We start from the raw sequence: 20,368 nt of genomic DNA on the forward strand, positions 1-20,368 counted from the left end.
GGGACTGGGCTGGACTTTAAAGGGACAAGCCTGCTCCCGCAGGGATTGGGCTGGACTTCAAATTTTGAGCAAGACCGTTGCTCCCACAAGACCCATGGTCACTGCTGTACCTGTGGGAGCGGGCTCGTCCCGCGATGAGGCCGCCAGCAACCCCGCAACACCCTGCGTGACCTGAAAAAACAATTACAAGACAGAGGACCGCTTCCCATGACACCCGAGCACATCGACTCCATCAGCAAGCACCCCGACTTCCAGCAACTGATCCGCCGCAAGCGCCGCCTCAACGGCAGCCTCACCCTGACCATGCTTGCCGCCTACTACGGCTTCGTGCTGCTGGTGGCCTTCGCCCCCGGCCTGCTCGGCCAGTCGCTCAGTGGCGGCGTCACCAGCGTCGGCATGCTGGTGGGTGTGCTGATGGTGCTGCTGTCGTTCGCCCTGACCGGCATCTACATGCACCGCGCCAACCGCGTCATCGACCCGCTCAACGACAAGGTTCGCCAGGAGTGCGCGCAATGAACTGGACTGCCATCTCGATGTTCATGGTGTTCGTCTGCTTCACCCTGCTGGTGACCCGCTGGGCCGCGGCCCGCACCCGCTCGACCAGTGACTTCTACACCGCAGGCGGTGGCCTGACCGGGATGCAGAACGGCCTGGCGATCGCGGGTGACATGATCAGCGCCGCGTCCTTCCTCGGTATCTCGGCGATGATGTTCATGAACGGCTACGACGGCCTGCTCTATGCCCTGGGCGTACTCGCTGGCAGGCCGATCATCCTGTTCCTGATCGCCGAGCGCCTGCGCAACCTGGGCAAGTACACCTTCGCCGACGTGGTTTCCTACCGCCTGGCCCAGGCCCCGGTACGCCTGAGCGCCGCGTTCGGCACGCTGACCGTCGCGCTGTTGTACCTGGTGGCGCAGATGGTCGGCGCCGGCAAGCTGATCGAGTTGCTGTTCGGTATCAGCTACCTCTACGCCGTCACCCTGGTGGGCGTACTGATGGTGCTGTACGTGACCTTCGGCGGCATGCTCGCCACCACCTGGGTGCAGATCATCAAGGCGGTGATGCTGTTGTCGGGCACCACCTTCATGGCGTTCATGGTGCTCAAGCATTTCGGCTTCAGCACCGAGGCGATGTTCGCCAGCGCCGTAGCGGTGCATGCCAAGGGCCAGGCGATCATGGCCCCCGGCGCACTGCTGTCCAATCCCATCGACGCCATCTCGTTAGGGCTGGGCATGATGTTCGGCACCGCCGGGCTGCCGCACATCCTCATGCGGTTCTTCACTGTCAGTGACGCCAAGGAAGCCCGCAAGAGCGTGTTCTACGCCACGGGTTTCATCGGCTACTTCTACCTGCTGCTGATCGTCATCGGTTTCGGCGCCATCGTCATGGTGGGGACCGAGCCGGCCTACCGCGACGCCAGCGGCGCGATCATCGGCGGCGGCAACATGGTTGCCGTGCACCTGGCCCAGGCCGTGGGGGGCAACCTGTTCCTGGGCTTCATCTCGGCAGTGGCCTTCGCCACGATTCTTGCCGTGGTCGCAGGCCTGGCGCTGTCCGGTGCCTCGGCGATCTCCCACGACCTCTATGCCTGCGTCGTGCGCAAGGGCCAGGCCAGCGAGCAGGAAGAAATGCGCATGTCGCGTATCGCCACCCTGCTGATCGGCCTGCTCGCGGTGCTGTTGGGGTTGCTGTTCGAATCGCAGAACATCGCCTTCCTCTCGGGCCTGGTGCTGGCCATTGCCGCCTCGGTCAACTTCCCGGTGCTGCTGCTCTCGATGTTCTGGAAAGGCCTGACCACCCGCGGCGCGGTAGCCGGCAGCATGGCCGGGCTGGTCTCGGCCATCGTGCTGGTGGTGCTGGGCCCGGCGGTGTGGGTCAACGTGCTGCACAACGAGCGCGCGCTGTTCCCCTACAGCAACCCGGCGCTGTTCTCCATGAGCCTGGCCTTTCTCGGTGCCTGGGCCTTCTCGGTCACCGACAGCTCGCAACGGGCCAGCGAAGAGCGTGGTCGCTACCTGGGCCAGTTCATTCGCTCCATGACCGGGATCGGCGCTGCCGGCGCCAGCAAGCACTGAACCCTTGAACCTCGAATGTCGGGTATAACAACAATGAACCACACTCGTTTCAAGTCGGCCGCCTGGCTGGCCACCCTCGCCCTGCCCTTGCCGGCCATGGCGGGTTTCATCGCTGACAGCCACGCCCGCGTCGAGCTGCGCAACCACTACATCAACCGCGACTTTCGCCAGTTCAATGCACCGCAAGCCAAGGCCGAGGAATGGGCCCAGGGGTTCACCGCGCGCTTCGAATCGGGCTTCAGCGAAGGCCCCATAGGCCTGGGCGTGGACGCCATGGGGCAACTGGGGATCAAGCTCGACTCCAGCCGCGACCGGCGCAACACCGGCCTGCTACCCTTCGGCCCGCACAGCCTGGAACCGGTAGACGACTACAGCGAGCTGGGGCTGACCGGCAAGCTGCGCGTATCGAAGAGCACCCTGCGCCTGGGCACCCTGCAGCCGATTCTGCCGGTGGTGGTGTACAACGACACCCGCCTGCTGTCATCGACCTTCCAGGGTGGCCTGCTGACCAGCCAGGAGGTCGAGGGCCTGACCGTCAACGCCGGACGGCTGACCAAGGCCAACCTGCGCGACTCATCCGGGCGCGACGACATCGGCTACGGCGCGGCCAGCAGCGACCACTTCGACTTCGGCGGCGGCAGTTACGCGATCACCCCACAGACCAGCGTCAGCTACTACTACGCCAAGCTCGACGAGGTCTACCGCCAGCAGTACCTGGGCCTGCTGCACACCCAGCCACTGGGCGAAGGGTTGAGCCTGCGCAGCGACTTGCGCTACTTCGACAGCCGCGGCGACGGCGCCGAACGCGCAGGCAGCATCGACAACCGCAACTTCAACGCCATGTTCACCCTGGGCGTGAAGGCCCACAAGTTCACCGCCACCTGGCAGCAGATGTCCGGCGACAGCGCGTTTCCGTTTCTCAACGGTGGCGACCCCTACACCGTCAACCTGGTCACCTACAACACCTTCACCCGCGCAGGTCTCGACTCCTGGCAAGTGCGCTACGACTACGACTTCGTCGCGATGGGCATTCCGGGCCTGAGCTTCATGACTCGCTACACCGACGGTCGCCACGCCAAAACCGCGACCCTCAGCAATGGCCGCGAACGCGAGCGCGACACCGACCTCACCTATGTCATCCAGAGCGGCCCGTTCAAGGACGTCAGCCTGCGCTGGCGCAACGTCACCTTCCGTTCCGGCAATGGCCTGACCAACGCCGTGGACGAGAACCGCCTGATCATCGGCTACACCCTGGCGCTGTGGTAACCGCGCCCCTCAAAGGAGAACAGCATGTCTGAAGCCCACACCCTGCAGAGCTTCATCGCCGGTCGCTGGATCGGCCAGCACGGCGCCCAGGCCCTGCGCAGCGCCCTCGATGGGCAGGTCCTGGCCTATAGCCATGAGGAACGCCCGGACTTCGCCGAAGCGCTGGACTTCGGCCGCCGCCAGGGCCTTGGCGGGCTCATGGCCCTGGACTTTCAACAGCGCGCCGCCCGCCTGAAGGCCCTGGCGCTGTACCTGGCCGAGCGCAAGGAACAGCTCTACGCCCTCTCCCACCACAGCGGCGCGACCCGTGCCGACAGCTGGATCGACATCGAAGGCGGTAATGCCACGCTGTTTTCCTACTCCGGCATCGGCACCCGCGAGTTGCCCTCGGGCAACCTGCTGCACGAAGGCCCGGCGATCCCGCTGGGCAAACAAGGGCGCTTCGCCGGCAGCCATATCCTGGTGCCACGGGCAGGCGTGGCAGTGCACATCAACGCCTTCAACTTCCCGATCTGGGGCATGCTGGAAAAGTTCGCACCGACTTTCCTCGCCGGCATGCCGTGCATCGTCAAGCCCGCGACCTCCACCAGCTACCTGACCGAAGCCGTGGTGCGCCTGATCGACGAATCCGGCCTGCTGCCGCCCGGCAGCCTGCAGCTGGTGATCGGCAGCACCGGCGATTTGCTCGAACGCCTGCAAGGCCAGGACCTGGTGACCTTCACCTGCTCCGCCGACACCGCAGCCAAGCTGCGCATGACACCGAACCTGGTGCGCAACTCGGTGCCCTTCACCGCTGAGGCCGACTCGCTGAACTGCGCCATCCTCGGGCCGGACGTAACCCCCGACGACGAGGAGTTCGACCTGTACGTCAAGGAAGTGGTGCGCGAGATGACCACCAAGGCAGGCCAGAAGTGCACGGCCATTCGCCGCGCCATCGTGCCGGCCAGGCACCTGGATGCCGTCGCCACCCGCCTGCGCGAGCGCCTGGCCAAGGTGGTGGTGGGCGATCCGTCGGTCGAAGGCGTGCGCATGGGCGCGCTGGCCTCCCATGACCAGCAGCTTGACGTCGGTGAGCGCGTGCGCAGCCTGCTGCAAAGCTGCGACCAGCTGTTCGGCGCCGACGACGGCTTCTCGCCGGTGGGCGAAGGTGTGGCCGAAGGTGCGTTCTTCGCCCCGACCCTGCTGCACGCACGTGACCCGCACGCCGAGGGTGGCGCCCACGATATCGAGGCGTTCGGCCCGGTCAGCACCCTGATGGCCTACGACGACCTGGACGAAGCCCTGGCCCTGGCCGCGCGTGGCAAGGGCAGCCTGGTGGCGACCCTGGTGACCCGCGACCGCGCCATCGCCGCCAAGGCCATTCCCGCGGCCGCCGCCTGGCACGGCCGCCTGCTGGTGCTCGATCGCGAGGCCGCGCCGGAGTCCACCGGGCACGGCTCGCCGCTGCCACAGCTCAAGCACGGCGGCCCCGGGCGTGCGGGGGGCGGCGAAGAGCTCGGCGGCCTGCGGGCGGTCAAGCACTACCTGCAGCGCGCCGCGATCCAGGGCTCGCCAAGCATGCTGGCAGCGGTGACCGGCGAGCACGTGCGCGGCGCCGAAGTGATCGAGACCGAGGTGCACCCGTTCCGTCGCTACTTCGATGAACTGCGCATCGGCGAATCGCTGCTGACTCACCGACGTACCGTCACCGAGGCGGACCTGGTGAACTTCGGCTGCCTGTCGGGCGACCACTTCTACATGCATTTCGACGAAATCGCCGCCAAGCAGTCGCAGTTCGGCAAGCGCATCGCCCATGGCTACTTCGTGCTGTCGGCGGCGGCCGGGCTGTTCGTATCGCCAGGTGAAGGACCGGTACTGGCCAACTACGGGCTGGACACCCTGCGCTTCATCAACCCGGTGGGGATCGGTGACACGATCCAGGCGCGCCTGACCTGCAAGCGCAAGATCGACCAGGGCAAGACCAGCCCGTTGGGGCAGCCGCAAGGGGTCGTGGCCTGGGATGTGGAGGTGACCAACCAGCTCGGTGAACTGGTGGCCAGTTACGACATCCTGACGCTGGTGCTCAAGCGCAGTTGATCATTGCCGGCCTGAACGTGTCGGCCCTGGCGCGGGCGTGCCCCGCGACAGGGCCGGTTGACTCCCCACCCCATAAATGCTCAGATGCGCCCCTTGTTTCAGGTGTCCCCTGCCGCCGAGCCGGGGATTAAACGGGAAGCCGGTGCCTCGCCCATGCGAGCAGTCCGGCGCTGCCCCCGCAACGGTAAGCGAGCGATGCATTCGATACACCACTGTGCCAACGGCATGGGAAGGTGAATGCCTCACGCCCCTCGCAAGCCCGGAGACCGGCCTGTCACAGCAGTTGGCAACTCCCGCGGTGGGCGGGCGCAGGCCGGTTCTCGCGGCAGCCGCACGCCCGCGACAGCTGCGCGCACCTCCACCGTACGGGTATCACTCACCCTGCGACGGTTGGTTCATCCATGTCATGCCCTACCCTGCATATCCAAGGCCTGCACTGGTCACCGCACAGCGGTGGGCAGCCGCTGCTGGAGGGCATCGACCTGCAGATCGGCGCCGGCGAATTCGTCGGCCTGATCGGCCCCAACGGCAGCGGCAAGACCAGCCTGCTGCGCTGCACCTACCGCTTCAATCGCCCCTGCGCAGGCCAGGTGCACCTCGATGGCGAGGATATCTGGCAGCGCAACCCACGCTGGGTCGCCCAGCGCATCGCGGTGATGCTGCAGGAGTTCCCCGAAGACTTCGGCTTGAGTGTGCGTGACGTCGTTGCCATGGGCCGTACCCCGCACCTGGGCTGGTTCGACGGTGATGGCGACGCGAGTCTGATCGACGACACCCTGGCCAGGCTCGACCTGCTGCCGCGCGCCCTCGATGCCTTCATCTGCCTGTCGGGCGGAGAAAAACAGCGCGTGCTGCTGGCCCGAGCGCTGGTCCAGCAACCTCGGCTGCTGATCCTCGACGAGCCGACCAATCACCTCGACCCACGCTTCCAGCTGGGGTTGCTGCAGCAACTGCGCAACACCGGCCTGAGCCTGCTGGCCAGCTTCCACGATCTGAACCTGGCCGCCGCCTTCTGCGATCGGCTGTACGTGATCGATGCCGGGCGCATCGTCGCACACGGCACGCCAGGGCAGGTGCTCACCGAGCAATGCCTGGCGGAGGTGTTCGGCGTACAGGCACTGGTCGACCGCCACCCGCTGGCCTCCCATCCACGCATTACCTGGATCAGCCCCGCATGAAATCGCTGCTCACCAGCCTGGCCCTGCTGGCCGCCCTGCCGCTGGCCGCCGAGGCCGACAACTATCCACTGACCGTGCGCAGTTGCGAACGCGACGTCACCTTCACCCATGCGCCGCAGCATGCCGTCAGCCACGATATCAATCTCACCGGCATGCTTCTGGCCCTCGGCCTGCGCGACCACATGGCCGGCTACAGCGGTATCAGCGGCTGGAAAACCCTCGACCCAAGCCTGCGCGAAGCACTCGACGGGCTGCCAGAGCTGGCGCCGCGCTACGTGTCGGTAGAAAACCTGCTCGATGCCAACGCCGACTTCTTCCTCGCCGGCTGGAGCTACGGCATGCGAATCGGCGGGCCGGTCACCCCACAGACCCTCGCGCCCTTCGATATCCCGGTGTACGAACTGAGCGAGTCGTGCTCCTGGATCATGCCGCAACGCCAGGCCAGCCTCGACGACCTCTACCGCGACCTGGACAACCTTGGCCGCATCTTCGATGTGCGCGAGCGCGCTACCGCGCTGGTCAACCAGTTGCGCCAACGCGTCGAGCGCGTCGCAGCGCAGATGGCCGAGGTCAGGCAACGGCCGCGCGTATTCCTCTACGACAGTGGCGAAGACCGCCCCACCACCTCCGGACGCTTCGGGATGCCACAGGCGCTGATCAGCGCTGCGGGGGGCGATAACGTCATGAGTGATGTCGCCGCCAGCTGGACCCAGGTGAACTGGGAAAGCGTGGTGGAACGCGATCCGCAGGTGATCGTCATCGTCGACTATGGGCCCACCAGTTGGCAGCAGAAACGCGACTTCCTTCTACAGCACCCGGCACTGGGCAGTGTCGAGGCGATCCGCAAGCAGCGTTTCGTGGTGCTGTCGTACCTGGAGGTGACACCGTCGGTGGAGAACGCCCAGGCCATCGAGACCCTGGCCACGGCCTTGCATCCGCAGCCGTTCGCCGAGGCCCGCCGCTGATGCCGATTCGCAGCCCTGCGGGCTATCGCCTGCTGATCGTTTCGCTGCTGCTGGCCTTGCTGCTGTCGTGCCTGCTGTCACTGGGGTTCGGCTCGGCGCAGGTCGAGCTGGGCAAGGTGGTTGGCATTGTTTTGCAGCAGGTGGGGCTGGGGCAAAGCGGCGACTGGAGCCGCGGCCAGGCGCAGATCATCTGGCAGATCCGCGCGCCGCGCGTGCTGCTGGGGGCGCTGGTCGGTGCAGGGTTGGCGCTGGTCGGCGGCGCCCTGCAGGCAGTGACCCGCAACCCCCTGGCTGATCCGCACTTGCTGGGTGTCAGCTCCGGGGCGGTGTTCGGCGCAGTGCTGGTGGTGCTGTTTCTCGGCCCGTTCGCCGGTGCCTTCAGCCTGCCCCTGGCCGCGTTCATCGGCGCGTTGGGCAGCATGCTGCTGGTGCTCGGCGTGGCCAGTCGTGGTGGGCGCCTGGAAAGCGATCGCCTGCTGCTGGCCGGGGTGGCGGTGTCGTTCGTGGTGATGGCCGCCGCCAACCTGCTGCTCTACACCGGCGACCCGCATGCTGCCGCCTCGGTGATGTTCTGGATGCTTGGCGGCCTGGGCTTGGCACAGTGGTCGCTGCTGTGGCTGCCGACCGTTTGCGTGCTGGCGGGCTTCGTGCTGTTGATGAGCCTGGCGCGGGCGCTGAACGCGCTGATGAGTGGCGAGCAGACCGCTGTCAGCCTGGGCTTCGACACCCGGCGCGTGCGGGCCAAGGTGTTCGTCGGCACGGCGTTGCTGACCGGTGTGCTGGTGTCGCTGTCGGGCGCCATCGGTTTCGTCGGCCTGATGCTGCCCCACGTCGCTCGCCGCCTGGTGGGTGCCGAGCATCGCCGGCTGCTGCCGGCCTGTGCCTTGCTCGGTGCGCTGTTCATGATCTGGGTCGATGTCGGCGCACGCACGCTGATCGCCCCGCAGGATCTGCCGATCGGCATCGCCACGGCAGCCATCGGCGGACTGTTCTTCATCCTCTTGCTGCGACGCAAGGCCTGAGATGAACGATACCTGCGGACTGCTCGCCGGCCCTGACCTGGCAGAGGGCTCGTCAAGCCACGCCTTCAGCCAGGGCTAGCATGGCGCGCGTGTGCACCATCGGACCGATACCGACGGTGCACAGGCAGCGCTTAGAAGCCGGCGCTGTAGAACAGCGCGTACGACTCGATGCCGTCGTTCGGCTGCTTGATGCCGGCGTTGGAGTAATGCGTGGCGCGAATACCGATCTTCTGCTGACCCGGCAGCTTCAGACCGAAGCCGATGCGGTCTTCGAAGTTGACCGACGACCCCAGCTTCTGATCACCGACGTCGGTCTTGGAGAAGGCGGCCAGGCCGATACCGGCCTCGATGAACGGGACGTAGCCCGAATCGCCGAACTCATAGACGAATACCGGGCTGAACGACAGGGAGTGGGCGCCGCTGTAGTCGCCACCCTCCCAGTAGGTGTAGGCGCCATCCCAGTAACCGGTCAGGTGGCCGGTGCTGCTCTGCAGCCACTTCTTGTCCCAGTCGAACGACAGGCCGATGCGATAGGTCATGTCGCCCTGGCTGGTGGCGCCCACGGCACCGGAGATTTGCGCGGCCTGGGCCAGGTTGGCACCGGCCAGAGCCAGTACTGCGGCGGCCAGCGAGGTGGCAAGACGGGTTTTCATCAATGACTACTCCAGAAGGTCTTCACGGGCAGGTGCCCTGGTGGGTCGTGCCTGCAGCAAGTGGAGGCTTGGCCTCTCGTTATTCGCTTGCGCCCCAGGCCATCCCATCTGGGGTCACAAGTAGTAATACTTTTCTGATTATCGTCAGCCGCGATAAAAGATGAAAGTCATTTGCCACTATCGAATAGGAAAAAAGTTAGCAAGGTATCGTTTTTTTCGCCTCGAACTCCTCAGCCGGCCTGCTCCTCCAGCAGGCGGATGAACATGCTCAGGCTGCGTGACACCGTACCGCGACGCCAGACCAGCCAGGTCTTGAGGTAACGAAAATCCTCGGACAACGGCCAGGCGCTGACCGTACTGGCGCCGGGCATGCTGTCGAGCATGCTGCGGGGCATCAGTGCCAGGCCTGCACCGGCGCTGACACAGGCGAGCATGCCGTGGTACGACTCCATCTCGTGGATCTTGCCCGGGACCGCCTTGTCCTTGACGAACCAGCTCTCGAAATGATGCCGATACGAGCAGTTGGCACGGAAGGCGTAGATGCTTTCGCCGTTGACATCCTGGGCGCGACTGACCGGGGCGTGGTTCAAGGGTGCGATGACCATCATCTCCTCCTCGAACACCGGCATGCCCTCAAGTGTCGGGTGCAGCACCGGGCCGTCGACGAAGGCTGCCACCAGCCGTCCGGACAGCACCCCTTCGAGCATGGTCCCCGACGGGCCAGTGGAGAGGTCCAGATCGACCTTCGGATAACGCTGGTTATAGGCCGCCAGCACCGTAGGAATGCGCACCGCTGCGGTGCTCTCCAGCGAGCCGAGGGCAAAGGTGCCTTGCGGGTCTTCGCCGGCCACGGTCGAGCGCGCCTCCTGCACCAGCTCCAGGATGCGCCGGGTGTACTCCAGGAAGTTCCAGCCCGCCGGAGACAGGCGCAGGCGGCTCTTTTCGCGGATGAACAGCTCCACCCCCAGGTCTTCTTCGAGCTGCTTGATACGGGTGGTCAGGTTCGACGGCACCCGATGGATGTGTTGGGCGGCAGCGCTGATGCTGCCGTGTTCGGCCACCGCCTTGAACATCTCCAGTTGCACCAGGTCCACAGCCTTTCTCCATTCGTGAATGTTTCGCTCATTATTATTCAGTTTTCATTAAAGGCGCACGCCACTAGTCTGGCCTTCAGTCGAATACGACACCGCCAAGACAACAAGAGGACCCGCCATGAGCGAGATCAGCAGCCTGACCCATGCCATTTCCGTCGACCCGTACAGCGGCGAACAGATTGGCGCCTACCCCTACGACACCGATGCCGCACTGGACGCAGCCCTGCAACGCGCCAAGGCCGGCTACGCCCAGTGGCGCCAGGTGTCGCTGGGTCAGCGCAGCGAATACCTGATCGCTCTGGCCGACGCACTGCAGGCCAACCAAGAGGCCTTCGCGGTGATGATCACCCGCGAAATCGGCAAGCCGATCGCCCAGGCCCGTGGCGAAGTGACCAAGTGCATCGGCCTGTGTCAGTGGTACGCCGAACACGGCCCGGCCATGCTCGCTCCCGAGGCCACCCAGGTCGAGAAAGCGCGTATCGAATACCGCCCGCTCGGCCCTATCCTCGCGGTGATGCCGTGGAACTTCCCGATCTGGCAAGTGCTGCGTGGCGCCGTCCCCGCCCTGCTGGCCGGCAACACCTATGTGCTCAAGCACGCGCCGAACGTGATGGGCAGCGCCTACCTGCTGGCCGAGCTGTTCAAGCAGGCTGGCTTGCCGCAAGGCGTGTTCGAGGTGGTCAACGTCACTCCGGATGGCGTCACCCGCGCGATCAATGACCCGCGCATCGCCGCCATTACCCTCACCGGCAGCGTGCGTGCCGGCATGGCCATCGGCGCCCAAGCGGGCGCAGCGCTGAAGAAGTGCGTGCTCGAACTGGGCGGCTCCGATCCGTTCATCGTGCTGGCCGATGCCGACCTCGATGCCGCCGTCAAGGCTGCAGTGATTGGCCGCTACCAGAACACCGGCCAGGTCTGCGCCGCGGCCAAGCGCTTCATCGTGGAAGACAGCATCGTCGAGGCCTTCACGCAGAAGTTCGTGGAAGCGACCTGCGCCCTGAAAATCGGCAACCCACTGCAGGACGACACGTACATCGGCCCGATGGCCCGCTTCGACCTGCGCGACGAGCTCGATGGCCAGGTCCAGGCGACCCTCGCCGAAGGCGCCACGTTGCTGCTGGGCGGCAAGAAGGTCGAAGGCAGCGCCAACTTCTACGAGCCGACCGTGTTCGCCAACGTGACCCGCGACATGACTGCCTTCAAGCAGGAGCTGTTCGGCCCGGTGGCGGCGATCATCAGCGCCCGTGACGCCGAGCACGCGGTGGAACTGGCCAACGACAGCGAGTTCGGCCTGGCGGCGACGATCTACACCGCCGACCTGGCCCAGGCCGAGCGTATGACCTCGGCGCTGGACACCGGCGGTGTGTTCATCAACGGCTACTGCGCCTCCGACCCCCGCGTAGCGTTCGGCGGCGTCAAGAAGAGCGGTTTCGGGCGTGAGCTGTCGCACTTTGGTGTGCGTGAGTTCTGCAACGTGCAGACGGTGTGGCTGGACCGTAACTGAGGCGAGTGCGCGTCGCTCTTTTCGCGGGCAGGCCCGCTCCCACTGAGGATCACACCAGAGCTTGTGGGAGCGGGCTTGCCCGCGAAGAGGCCAGCACCCACACGGCAGATGCCTGATCATCTGCCACAAAAATGCACCCCTCCCCTGCAGATTTACCAATTGTGTCAGGCAAATACGCATGGCAGGATCCGTTGATCCTCCAGCGTATTTCCAGACTTGACTTGGAAAATCAATAACAAAGCAGGGAGACCGCGATGACCGCGCACGCTCAACCAACGGCCACGGATCATGTTCTGGCCGACACCCGCAATCACATCGGCCACCTGACACTCAACCGTCCCTCCGGCCTCAACGCCCTGACCCTCGACATGGTGCGCAGCCTGCAACATCACCTCGACGCCTGGGCGCAGGATCCGCAAGTCAAGGCCGTTGTACTGCGCGGCGAAGGCCCCAAGGGCTTCTGCGCTGGGGGCGACATCCGCTCGCTGCACGACAGCTTCAAGTCCGGCAGCGACCTGCATGAACGCTTCTTCGTCGAGGAATATGCCCTCGACCTGTGCATCCATCATTACCGCAAACCCATCCTGGTACTGATGGACGGCTTCACACTCGGTGGCGGCATGGGCCTGGCCCAGGGCGCGGACCTGCGCATCGTCACTGAACGCAGTCGTCTAGGGATGCCCGAAGTCGGTATCGGCTATTTCCCCGATGTCGGCGGCAGCTACTTCCTTTCGCGCATCCCTGGCGAGCTAGGGATCTACCTGGGTGTCAGCGGCGCGCAGATCCAGGCCGCCGATGCGTTGTACTGCGGGCTGGCGGACTGGTATGTGGACAGCGCAAAGCTGGCCGCGCTGGACGAAGGCCTGGACCATCTGAACTTCGGCGACCAGCCACTCAAGGATCTGCAAGGTCTGCTCGCCAAACTTGGCTCGCAGATATTGGAAGACGCGCCCCTGGCCAAACTCCGCCCGGCCATCGATCACTTCTTCGCCCTGCCCGACCTGACCAGCATCATCGAGCAACTGCGCGCCGTGAGCATCGGCGACAGCCGCCCCTGGGCACTGGCCACCGCCGATCAGCTGGAAACCCGCTCACCGCTGGCGATGGCGGTTACCCTGGAGATGTTGCGTCGCGGTCGCCGCCTGAGCCTGGAAGAATGCTTCGCCATGGAACTGCACCTGGACCGCCAGTGGTTCGCCCATGGCGACATCATCGAGGGCGTGCGTGCGCTGATCGTCGACAAGGACAAGCAGCCCCGCTGGAACCCGCCCACACTCGCCGCGCTGTCGCGCCAGCGGGTCGATCAATTCTTCGAAGGCCTGTGAGCCCGGGAGTACACAGCATGCAAGACCTGGAACTGAGCGAAGAACAGATCATGATCCGCGACATGGCCCGGGACTTTGCCCGTGGCGAGATCGCGCCCCATGCCCAGGCCTGGGAGAAGGCTGGCTGGATCGACGATGACGTGGTCCGCGCCATGGGCGAGCTGGGCCTGCTGGGCATGGTCGTGCCCGACACCTTCGGCGGCAGCTACACCGACTACGTCGCCTATGCCCTGGCGGTAGAAGAAATCTCGGCTGGCGACGGCGCGACCGGTGCGATGATGAGCATCCACAACTCGGTCGGCTGCGGCCCTCTGCTGGCTTATGGCAGCGCTGAGCAACAGCAGCAGTGGCTGCCGCGCCTGGCCAGTGGCGAAGTGATTGGCTGCTTCTGCCTGACCGAGCCGCAGGCCGGCTCCGAAGCCCATAACCTGCGCACACGCGCCGAGATGGTGGACGGCCACTGGGTCATCAGCGGCGCCAAGCAGTTCGTCAGCAACGCCCGCCGTGCGGGGCTGGCCATCGTCTTTGCCGTCACCGATCCGGAGCTGGGCAAGAAGGGCCTGTCGGCGTTTCTGGTAGAGACCGACAACCCAGGCTTCAAGGTCGATCGCAGCGAACACAAGATGGGCATCCGCGCCTCTGACACCTGCGCAGTCACCCTCGACAACTGCCGCATCCCGGCCGCCAATCTGCTGGGTGAGCGCGGCAAGGGCCTGGCCATTGCCCTGTCCAACCTCGAAGGCGGACGCATCGGCATCGCCGCCCAGGCCCTGGGCATTGCCCGTGCCGCGTTCGAGGCCGCGCTGACCTATTCGCGCGAGCGTATCCAGTTCGGCAAACCGATCAACGAGCACCAAAGCATCGCCAACCTGCTGGCCGACATGCAGGTGCAGGTCAACGCCGCACGCCTGCTGATCCTCCACGCCGCGCGCCTGCGCACGGCCGGCAAGCCATGCCTGTCGGAAGCCTCGCAGGCCAAGCTGTTCGCCTCGGAAATGGCCGAACGGGTGTGCTCCATGGCCATCCAGGTGCATGGCGGCTATGGGTATCTTGAGGACTATCCGGTGGAGAAGTACTACCGCGATGCGCGCATCACGCAGATCTACGAGGGCTCGAGCGAGATTCAGCGGATGCTGATTGCGCGAGAACTCAAGCACTACCCGCTGTGATCGCATCCCGCCGGGGCCGCGTCGCTGCCCCGGATTATCATCGCGATAGCATTTATCCATTGAACACAGCGTTGCAGGTGCAGTAAGCTCGACCCCACTCACTGGAGAGCAACATGTCGAAACATACCTGCAATCACGCCAACACCACCGGTCGCACCTCGCGCCCTGTGCTGGCCGTTGCCGGTCGTACCGTCGCCTGCTTCTATTTTGGGTATTGGTTTAGCCACTAGGCGCCGATACCCACACGGCGCCCACCTTCGAGGGGCCGCCGAACATGAGAATCCTCAAACCCCCGGTCGGCTCCCCGACCGGGGGTTTTGCGTTTCCAGGCCCTGAAAAACATTCATTCGTTCCGAGGACAGATTCATGAACTACACCAGCTACCCCTACGCAGACACCTACGCCTGGCGATTTAGCCAATCCCGTTCGGGCCAGCCTGCCGCCTCCGTACGGTCCATCACTGGTGGCGACGCTGCACACAGTAATCATCCGAATACCTGTCGAACACCTCGATAGGGCCGACCGCGCGGGAAGCACCCGCCGTCCGCCCAGGGAAACAACGCCATGCAAGCTTCGAATCTCGCTCTGCCCCTGACCCAACCTGCCGCTGCCAACGCCTCTGTCAGCCAGCGCCTGCCCAGCCCCCACCTGCTCAAGCAGCAGATGCCGCTTTCCAGCGAACTCGCCCAGCAAGTAAACGCCCATCGCCAGGCCGTGCGCGCCATTCTCGAAGGCCGCGACCCACGGCTGCTGGTGATCGTCGGCCCCTGCTCGATCCACGACCCACGCTCGGCCCTGGAATACGCCGACCGCCTGGCGGCCCTGAGCCGCGAAGTCGATGACAAGCTGCTGCTGGTGATGCGGGCCTACGTGGAAAAACCGCGCACCACCGTCGGCTGGAAAGGCCTGGCCTACGACCCGCACCTGGACGGCAGCGACGACATGCATGCCGGTATCGCCCTGTCCCGAGGCCTGATGCTGGGCATGCTCGAACGCGGCTTGCCGATCGCCACCGAACTGCTCCAACCGATGGCCGCGGGCTATTTCGATGACCTGCTGAGCTGGGCGGCCATCGGTGCGCGTACGACTGAATCACAGATTCACCGCGAGATGGTCAGCGGCCTGGAACTGCCGGTCGGCTTCAAGAACGGCACCGACGGTGGGGTTGCCATCGCTACCGACGCCATGCGCAGCGCCGCGGCGCCGCACCGCCACTTCGGCATGGATGCGCAAGGCTACCCGGCGATCATCGAGACCTTCGGCAACCCGGATACCCACCTGGTGCTGCGCGGCGGCCACAAGGGCCCGAACTACGATGCCGACAGCATCGCCCTGGCCCGCCAGGGGCTGGCCAAGGCCGGGCTTGCGGCGCGGATCATGGTCGATTGCAGCCACGCCAACAGCGGCAAGGATCCGGCGCGTCAGCCCGCGGTATTCGAGGATGTGCTGAGCCAGCGCCTGGCCGGTGACACCTCGATCGTCGGCGTGATGCTCGAGGGGCACCTGTTCGACGGCTGCCAGGCGCTGGGCAAGGGCGCGTTGAAATACGGCGTGTCGATCACCGATGGCTGCCTGGGCTGGGATTCGACCGACGCCTTGCTGCGCCGGGCGGCAGATCAGTTGTAGGAGGCTTACGGCAAGCCTTGCGAGACATTTCGCAGCCAATTGCGCTAGGCTTGCCGTTTCACATCAAGGAGCAGTTCCCATGGCACGTGCCACCGCCCGCCACATCCTCGTCAGCAGCGAAGAGAAGTGCAACGAACTCAAGGCTCAGATCGAAGCCGGTGCCGACTTCGGCGAAATCGCCAAGGCCAACTCCACCTGCCCGTCCAGCCGCCAGGGCGGTGACCTGGGCTCCTTCGGCCCAGGCCAGATGGTCAAGGAATTCGACACCGTGGTGTTCAGCGCGCCAGTCAACACCGTGCAGGGCCCGGTCAAGACTCAGTTCGGCTACCACCTGCTGGAAGTGACCAGCCGCCAGGACTGATTCGGTCTTGTTCGCCCGCCCCTGCAGCGCCCTTGTAGGAGCGGGCTTGTCCCGCGACAGGGCCAGTACCGTCACCTCCTGCGTCTCGCAGCTGCCGATCGCGGGGCAAGCCCGCTCCTGCCGGGGGCTGAGCCGTCTGTTGGTCGGATGCTTGCTGTCATGCCTGGCATTGACTACCCAGGCCGCGCCCTCCCACGCCCTCACCGTCTACGGTGAAGCGCCGCGCTACCCCGCCAACTTCTCGCACTTCGACTACGTCGACCCGCACGCCCCCAAGGGCGGCAGCTTGCGGCGCTCGGCCATCGAGATTGGCCAGTTCGACCATATCCTGCCGTATATCGACAAGGGCACCGGCGTCAGCGAGGTCGATGGCTGGCTGTATGCACCGCTGGCAGTCCGCTCGTTCGATGAGCCGTACACGGTCTATGGCTTGATCGCCCAACGGATGGAACGCGGTCCGGAGGACGCCTGGTTGCGTTTCGAAATCGACCCGCGTGCCACCTTTGCCGACGGCACACCAGTGCGCGCCGAGGATGTGCGTTTCACCTTCGAGCTGCTGATGAGCAAGGGCAGCCTCAAATACCGCACGCAGTTCGCCGAGGTTGCCGGGGTCACCGTTGAAGGCCCGCGCAGCGTTCGCTTCGACTTCAAGCAACCCCATGGCCGCACCCTACCGCTGGACCTGGCAAGCCTGCCGGTACTGCCGGAACACGACTGGCAGGCACGCGACTTTGCCAATGGCGCCGGGTTCGAGAAACCGGTAGGCAGTGGCCCCTACCGCATCAGCCGGATCGACAACGGCCGCAGCATCACCTTCGAGCGTGACGCCGACTGGTGGGCCAGGGACCTGCCGGTCAACCGCGGGCGCTACAACTTCCAGCGCTTGCGCGTCGAGTACTTCGGCGACACCGAGGTGGCCCGCCAGGTCCTCAAGGGCGGCGGCTACGATTACAACCGCGAGTTCTCCGCCACCGCCTACACCCTGGGCTACAACGGCGCCCAGCTCGACGATGGCCGCCTGCAGCGCGCCCATCTGGGCCCTGCCAAGCCACAGAACGCCCAGGGGTTCGTATTCAACCTCGACAAGCCGGTGTTTCGCGACCGCCGTGTACGCCAGGCGCTGGCCATGCTCTGGGACTTCGAGTGGAGCAACCGGCAGATGATGCGCAACCTGTACATCCGCCAGCAAAGCCTGTACTCCAACACCCCGCTCGCAGCACGCGAGCTGCCCGACGCCGAGGAACTCAAACTGCTCGAACCGCTACGCGGCCAGATCCCCGACGAGGTCTTCAGCCAAGTGTTCACGGCACCGGTGACCGATGGCACGGGCATCGTCCGCAAACAGCAGTTGCAGGCACTCGAGCTGCTCCAGGCTGCGGGCTGGCGCCCCGAAGGCGATCGCCTGGTAAACGCCGATGGCACAGCGCTGAGCTTCACCTTCCTCAACGGGCAATCGGGCCTCGAGCGCCTGCTCTTGCCCTGGAAGCGCAACCTGGCGCAAATCGGTATCGAGCTGAATATCCGCAACGTCGACTCGGCGCAATACATCAACCGGCTGATGGCGCGCGACTACGACATGGTCGTGACCGGCTACCCGGTGACGCTGTCACCCGGCTCGGAGCAATACAACTACTTTGGCTCCGCCGCCGCCCACGACCCTGGTTCGAACAACCTCATGGTGCTCAAGGACCCGGCGGTCGACCACCTGCTCGATGGCCTGGTACGCGCCTCGACCCAGGCCGACATGCTGCGCCATGCCCACGCCCTGGACCGGGTGCTGCAGTGGAACTACTACTGGATTCCAAACTATTATCCGCCCGGCAGCTCGACCGTCTGGTGGAACCGCTTCGGCCTGCCCAAGGTGCAGGCCGCCTACGACGAAGGCCTGGATACCTGGTGGGAGCTCAGCCCCACGGCGCTGACCAATCAGCAGATGGCTGAACGTACGAAGGTTGCGCCATGACCGCCTATATCCTGCGGCGCCTGCTGCTGATCATTCCGACCCTGCTGGCGATCCTGCTGGTGAACTTCGCCATCGTCCAGGCGGCTCCCGGCGGTCCTGTGGAGCAGGCCGTGGCACGCCTGCAAGGCATTGGCGGCGGTGCCCCCGGCGCGCGGGTCGAGGTGATGCAGGGCGAGTCTCGCGCCAGTCGTGGGCTGGACCCCAAGCTGATCGAGGAGATCAAGCGCCAGTACGGCTTCGACAAGAGCGCCCCGGAGCGCCTGTGGCTGATGCTCGGCCAGTATGCCCGGCTCGATTTTGGCCAGAGTTTCTTCCGTGGCGCCAAGGTCACCGACCTGATTCTCGACAAGTTGCCCGTCACCCTCTCGCTGGGCTTCTGGGCGACGCTGATCACCTACCTGGTCTCGATCCCGTTGGGCATCCGCAAGGCTGTGCGCCACGGCAGCCGTTTCGATGCCTGGAGCAGCGCGCTGATCGTGGTTGGCTACGCACTGCCCTCGTTCCTCTTCGCCCTGCTGCTGATCGTACTGTTCGCCGGCGGCACGTCGTTGAACTGGTTCCCGGTGCGCGGGCTGGTTTCGGAAGACTTCGACCAACTGAGCCTGCTGGGCAAGGTCGCCGATTACTTCTGGCACCTGGTGCTGCCGGTCGGGGCCTTGGTGATCGGTGGGTTCGCCACCCTCACACTGCTGACCAAGAACGCCTTCCTCGATGAGATCTCGCGCCAGTATGTGGTCACCGCCCGGGCCAAGGGCTTGAGCCAACGCCGGGTGCTCTACGGCCATGTGCTGCGCAATGCCATGCTGCTGGTGGTGGCCGGGGTGCCGCAGGCGTTGATCACGGTGTTCTTCGCTGGTTCGTTGCTGATCGAAGTGATCTTCTCGCTCGACGGCCTCGGACGCATGAGCTACGAGGCGGCCGTCTCGCGGGACTACCCGGTGGTGTTCGGCACCCTCTTCATCTTCACCCTGGCAGGCTTGCTGATTCGCCTGGTCGGCGACCTGTCGTACACCTTGCTCGACCCGCGCATCGACTTCGACACGAGGGCGCACTGATGCTCTCGCCTGTCGCCCGGCGCCGTCTGCAGCGTTTTCGCCATAACCGCCTGGGCTGGGTTTCGCTGTGGCTGTTCGCCGCCCTCCTGCTGCTGAGCCTGGGTGCAGAGCTGGTGGCCAACGACAAGCCGCTGCTGCTTTCGTACAAGGGCGAGCTGTACACCCCCGCACTCAAGCGCTACACCGAGCAGCAGTTCGGCGGTGAGCTGCCCTTCCAGCCCGACTACCGCAGCGCGTATGTGCGCCAATTGATCGAAGGCCAGGGCGGCTGGATGCTCTTCGCCCCCATCCCCTTCAGTGCCGACACGCCCAACTACGACCTGCAGGTGCCCACCCCCAGCCCGCCCAGCGCGAGCAATTGGCTGGGCACCGACGATCAGGGCCGCGACGTGCTCGCGCGGGTGCTGTATGGCGCACGTATTTCCTTGCTGTTCGCCTTCGCCCTGACCCTGGTCAGCGTGCTGATCGGCGTCGCCGCCGGCGCGCTGCAGGGCTACCACGGCGGCTGGGTCGACCTGCTCGGCCAGCGCCTGCTGGAGGTTTGGTCGGGGTTGCCGGTGCTGTATCTGCTGATCATCCTGTCCGGCTTCGTCGAACCGAATTTCTGGTGGTTGCTGGGGATCATGGCGCTGTTCTCCTGGCTGACCCTGGTCGACGTAGTGCGCGCCGAGTTCCTGCGCGGGCGGAACCTGGAGTACGTCAAGGCCGCCCGTGCACTGGGCCTGCCTGACACCCAGGTGATGCTGCGGCATATCCTTCCCAATGCCATGAACGCCACACTGACCTACATTCCGTTCATGCTGACCGGTGCCATCACCACCCTGACAGCACTGGATTTCCTCGGCTTCGGCATGCCGGCCGGCACCGCCTCGCTGGGTGAGCTGGTCACCCAGGGCAAGCAGCACCTGCAAGCCCCCTGGCTGGGCTTCACCGCATTCTTTGCGCTGGCAGTGATCCTGTCGCTGCTGGTATTCATCGGCGATGCGCTGCGGGAGGCGTTCGATCCGCGGCGCTGATTCGGCCCTCGACTGAAAGA

At 65.3% G+C, this 20,368-nt stretch carries 16 protein-coding genes, 1 pseudogene and 1 riboswitch; of the genes and pseudogenes, 15 read left to right on the forward strand and 2 right to left on the reverse strand.

Annotated features, from left to right (window positions below; genetic code table 11):
* Positions 1 to 207: 207 nt before the first annotated feature.
* The 7 genes and pseudogenes from APH44_RS00005 to APH44_RS00035 all read left to right on the forward strand — a co-directional run bounded on the left by APH44_RS00005 (position 208) and on the right by APH44_RS00035 (position 8,582).
* A complete protein-coding gene (locus tag APH44_RS00005; RefSeq protein ID WP_054890632.1) occupies positions 208 to 516 on the forward strand; it encodes a DUF485 domain-containing protein in 309 nt (102 codons plus the stop codon).
* A pseudogene (locus APH44_RS00010) lies at positions 507 to 2,075 on the forward strand (cation acetate symporter); the annotation flags it as partial. The gene APH44_RS00005 and the pseudogene APH44_RS00010, both read left to right, overlap by 10 nt.
* A 33-nt stretch (positions 2,076 to 2,108) precedes the next feature.
* Complete coding sequence (locus tag APH44_RS00015) at positions 2,109 to 3,341, forward strand: OprD family porin (protein ID WP_054890634.1); 1,233 nt, start codon at positions 2,109 to 2,111, stop codon at positions 3,339 to 3,341.
* A gap of 24 nt (positions 3,342 to 3,365) precedes the next feature.
* On the forward strand, positions 3,366 to 5,417 hold the full coding sequence (gene paaZ, locus APH44_RS00020; protein WP_054890635.1) for a phenylacetic acid degradation bifunctional protein PaaZ: 2,052 nt from the start codon (positions 3,366 to 3,368) through the stop codon (positions 5,415 to 5,417).
* An 83-nt stretch (positions 5,418 to 5,500) separates the two neighbouring features.
* A riboswitch (cobalamin riboswitch) is annotated at positions 5,501 to 5,707 on the forward strand.
* A 111-nt stretch (positions 5,708 to 5,818) separates the two neighbouring features.
* Positions 5,819 to 6,595 carry an ABC transporter ATP-binding protein gene (locus APH44_RS00025; RefSeq protein ID WP_054890636.1) on the forward strand — a complete coding sequence of 259 codons (777 nt, stop codon included), beginning with the start codon at positions 5,819 to 5,821 and terminating at the stop codon, positions 6,593 to 6,595.
* Positions 6,592 to 7,560 (forward strand): ABC transporter substrate-binding protein, encoded by a 969-nt coding sequence (locus APH44_RS00030; RefSeq protein ID WP_054890637.1) that lies wholly within the window; start codon positions 6,592 to 6,594, stop codon positions 7,558 to 7,560. The genes APH44_RS00025 and APH44_RS00030 overlap by 4 nt, the downstream gene beginning before the upstream one ends.
* Positions 7,560 to 8,582: an iron ABC transporter permease gene (locus APH44_RS00035; protein WP_054890638.1), complete on the forward strand. Its 1,023-nt coding sequence runs from the start codon at positions 7,560 to 7,562 to the stop codon at positions 8,580 to 8,582. Before APH44_RS00030 ends, APH44_RS00035 begins: the two co-directional genes overlap by 1 nt.
* A gap of 131 nt (positions 8,583 to 8,713) precedes the next feature.
* Here APH44_RS00035 and APH44_RS00040 read toward each other — a convergent pair whose 3' ends face one another.
* Both APH44_RS00040 and APH44_RS00045 read right to left on the reverse strand, forming a co-directional pair.
* Complete coding sequence (locus APH44_RS00040) at positions 8,714 to 9,235, reverse strand: acyloxyacyl hydrolase (RefSeq protein ID WP_054890639.1); 522 nt, start codon at positions 9,233 to 9,235, stop codon at positions 8,714 to 8,716.
* A 230-nt stretch (positions 9,236 to 9,465) separates the two neighbouring features.
* Complete coding sequence (locus tag APH44_RS00045; RefSeq protein ID WP_054890640.1) at positions 9,466 to 10,329, reverse strand: LysR family transcriptional regulator; 864 nt, start codon at positions 10,327 to 10,329, stop codon at positions 9,466 to 9,468.
* Positions 10,330 to 10,447: 118 nt separating this feature from the next.
* Here APH44_RS00045 and APH44_RS00050 point away from each other — a divergent pair, with 118 nt between their 5' ends.
* The 8 genes from APH44_RS00050 (at position 10,448) to APH44_RS00085 (ending at position 20,348) form a co-directional block, all read left to right on the forward strand.
* On the forward strand, positions 10,448 to 11,833 hold the full coding sequence (locus APH44_RS00050) for an aldehyde dehydrogenase family protein (protein ID WP_054890641.1): 1,386 nt from the start codon (positions 10,448 to 10,450) through the stop codon (positions 11,831 to 11,833).
* A 254-nt stretch (positions 11,834 to 12,087) separates the two neighbouring features.
* Positions 12,088 to 13,158: an enoyl-CoA hydratase/isomerase family protein gene (locus tag APH44_RS00055; RefSeq protein WP_054890642.1), complete on the forward strand. Its 1,071-nt coding sequence runs from the start codon at positions 12,088 to 12,090 to the stop codon at positions 13,156 to 13,158.
* Between the two features lie 17 nt (positions 13,159 to 13,175).
* The gene (locus APH44_RS00060) at positions 13,176 to 14,327 is read left to right on the forward strand and encodes an acyl-CoA dehydrogenase family protein (RefSeq protein ID WP_054890643.1); all 1,152 of its coding nucleotides are present in this window, start codon (positions 13,176 to 13,178) and stop codon (positions 14,325 to 14,327) included.
* A 564-nt stretch (positions 14,328 to 14,891) separates the two neighbouring features.
* A complete protein-coding gene (locus APH44_RS00065) occupies positions 14,892 to 15,953 on the forward strand; it encodes a 3-deoxy-7-phosphoheptulonate synthase (protein WP_054890644.1) in 1,062 nt (353 codons plus the stop codon).
* A 79-nt stretch (positions 15,954 to 16,032) separates the two neighbouring features.
* A complete protein-coding gene (locus tag APH44_RS00070; RefSeq protein WP_054890645.1) occupies positions 16,033 to 16,314 on the forward strand; it encodes a peptidylprolyl isomerase in 282 nt (93 codons plus the stop codon).
* A gap of 46 nt (positions 16,315 to 16,360) precedes the next feature.
* Positions 16,361 to 18,277 carry an extracellular solute-binding protein gene (locus tag APH44_RS00075; protein WP_082420863.1) on the forward strand — a complete coding sequence of 639 codons (1,917 nt, stop codon included), beginning with the start codon at positions 16,361 to 16,363 and terminating at the stop codon, positions 18,275 to 18,277.
* A complete protein-coding gene (locus APH44_RS00080) occupies positions 18,274 to 19,332 on the forward strand; it encodes a microcin C ABC transporter permease YejB (protein WP_054890646.1) in 1,059 nt (352 codons plus the stop codon). Before APH44_RS00075 ends, APH44_RS00080 begins: the two co-directional genes overlap by 4 nt.
* The gene (locus APH44_RS00085) at positions 19,332 to 20,348 is read left to right on the forward strand and encodes an ABC transporter permease (protein WP_054890647.1); all 1,017 of its coding nucleotides are present in this window, start codon (positions 19,332 to 19,334) and stop codon (positions 20,346 to 20,348) included. Before APH44_RS00080 ends, APH44_RS00085 begins: the two co-directional genes overlap by 1 nt.
* Positions 20,349 to 20,368: the final 20 nt, after the last annotated feature.

It is taken from the genome of Pseudomonas sp. NBRC 111143 (assembly GCF_001320965.1).
Lineage (GTDB): Bacteria > Pseudomonadota > Gammaproteobacteria > Pseudomonadales > Pseudomonadaceae > Aquipseudomonas > Aquipseudomonas machongensis.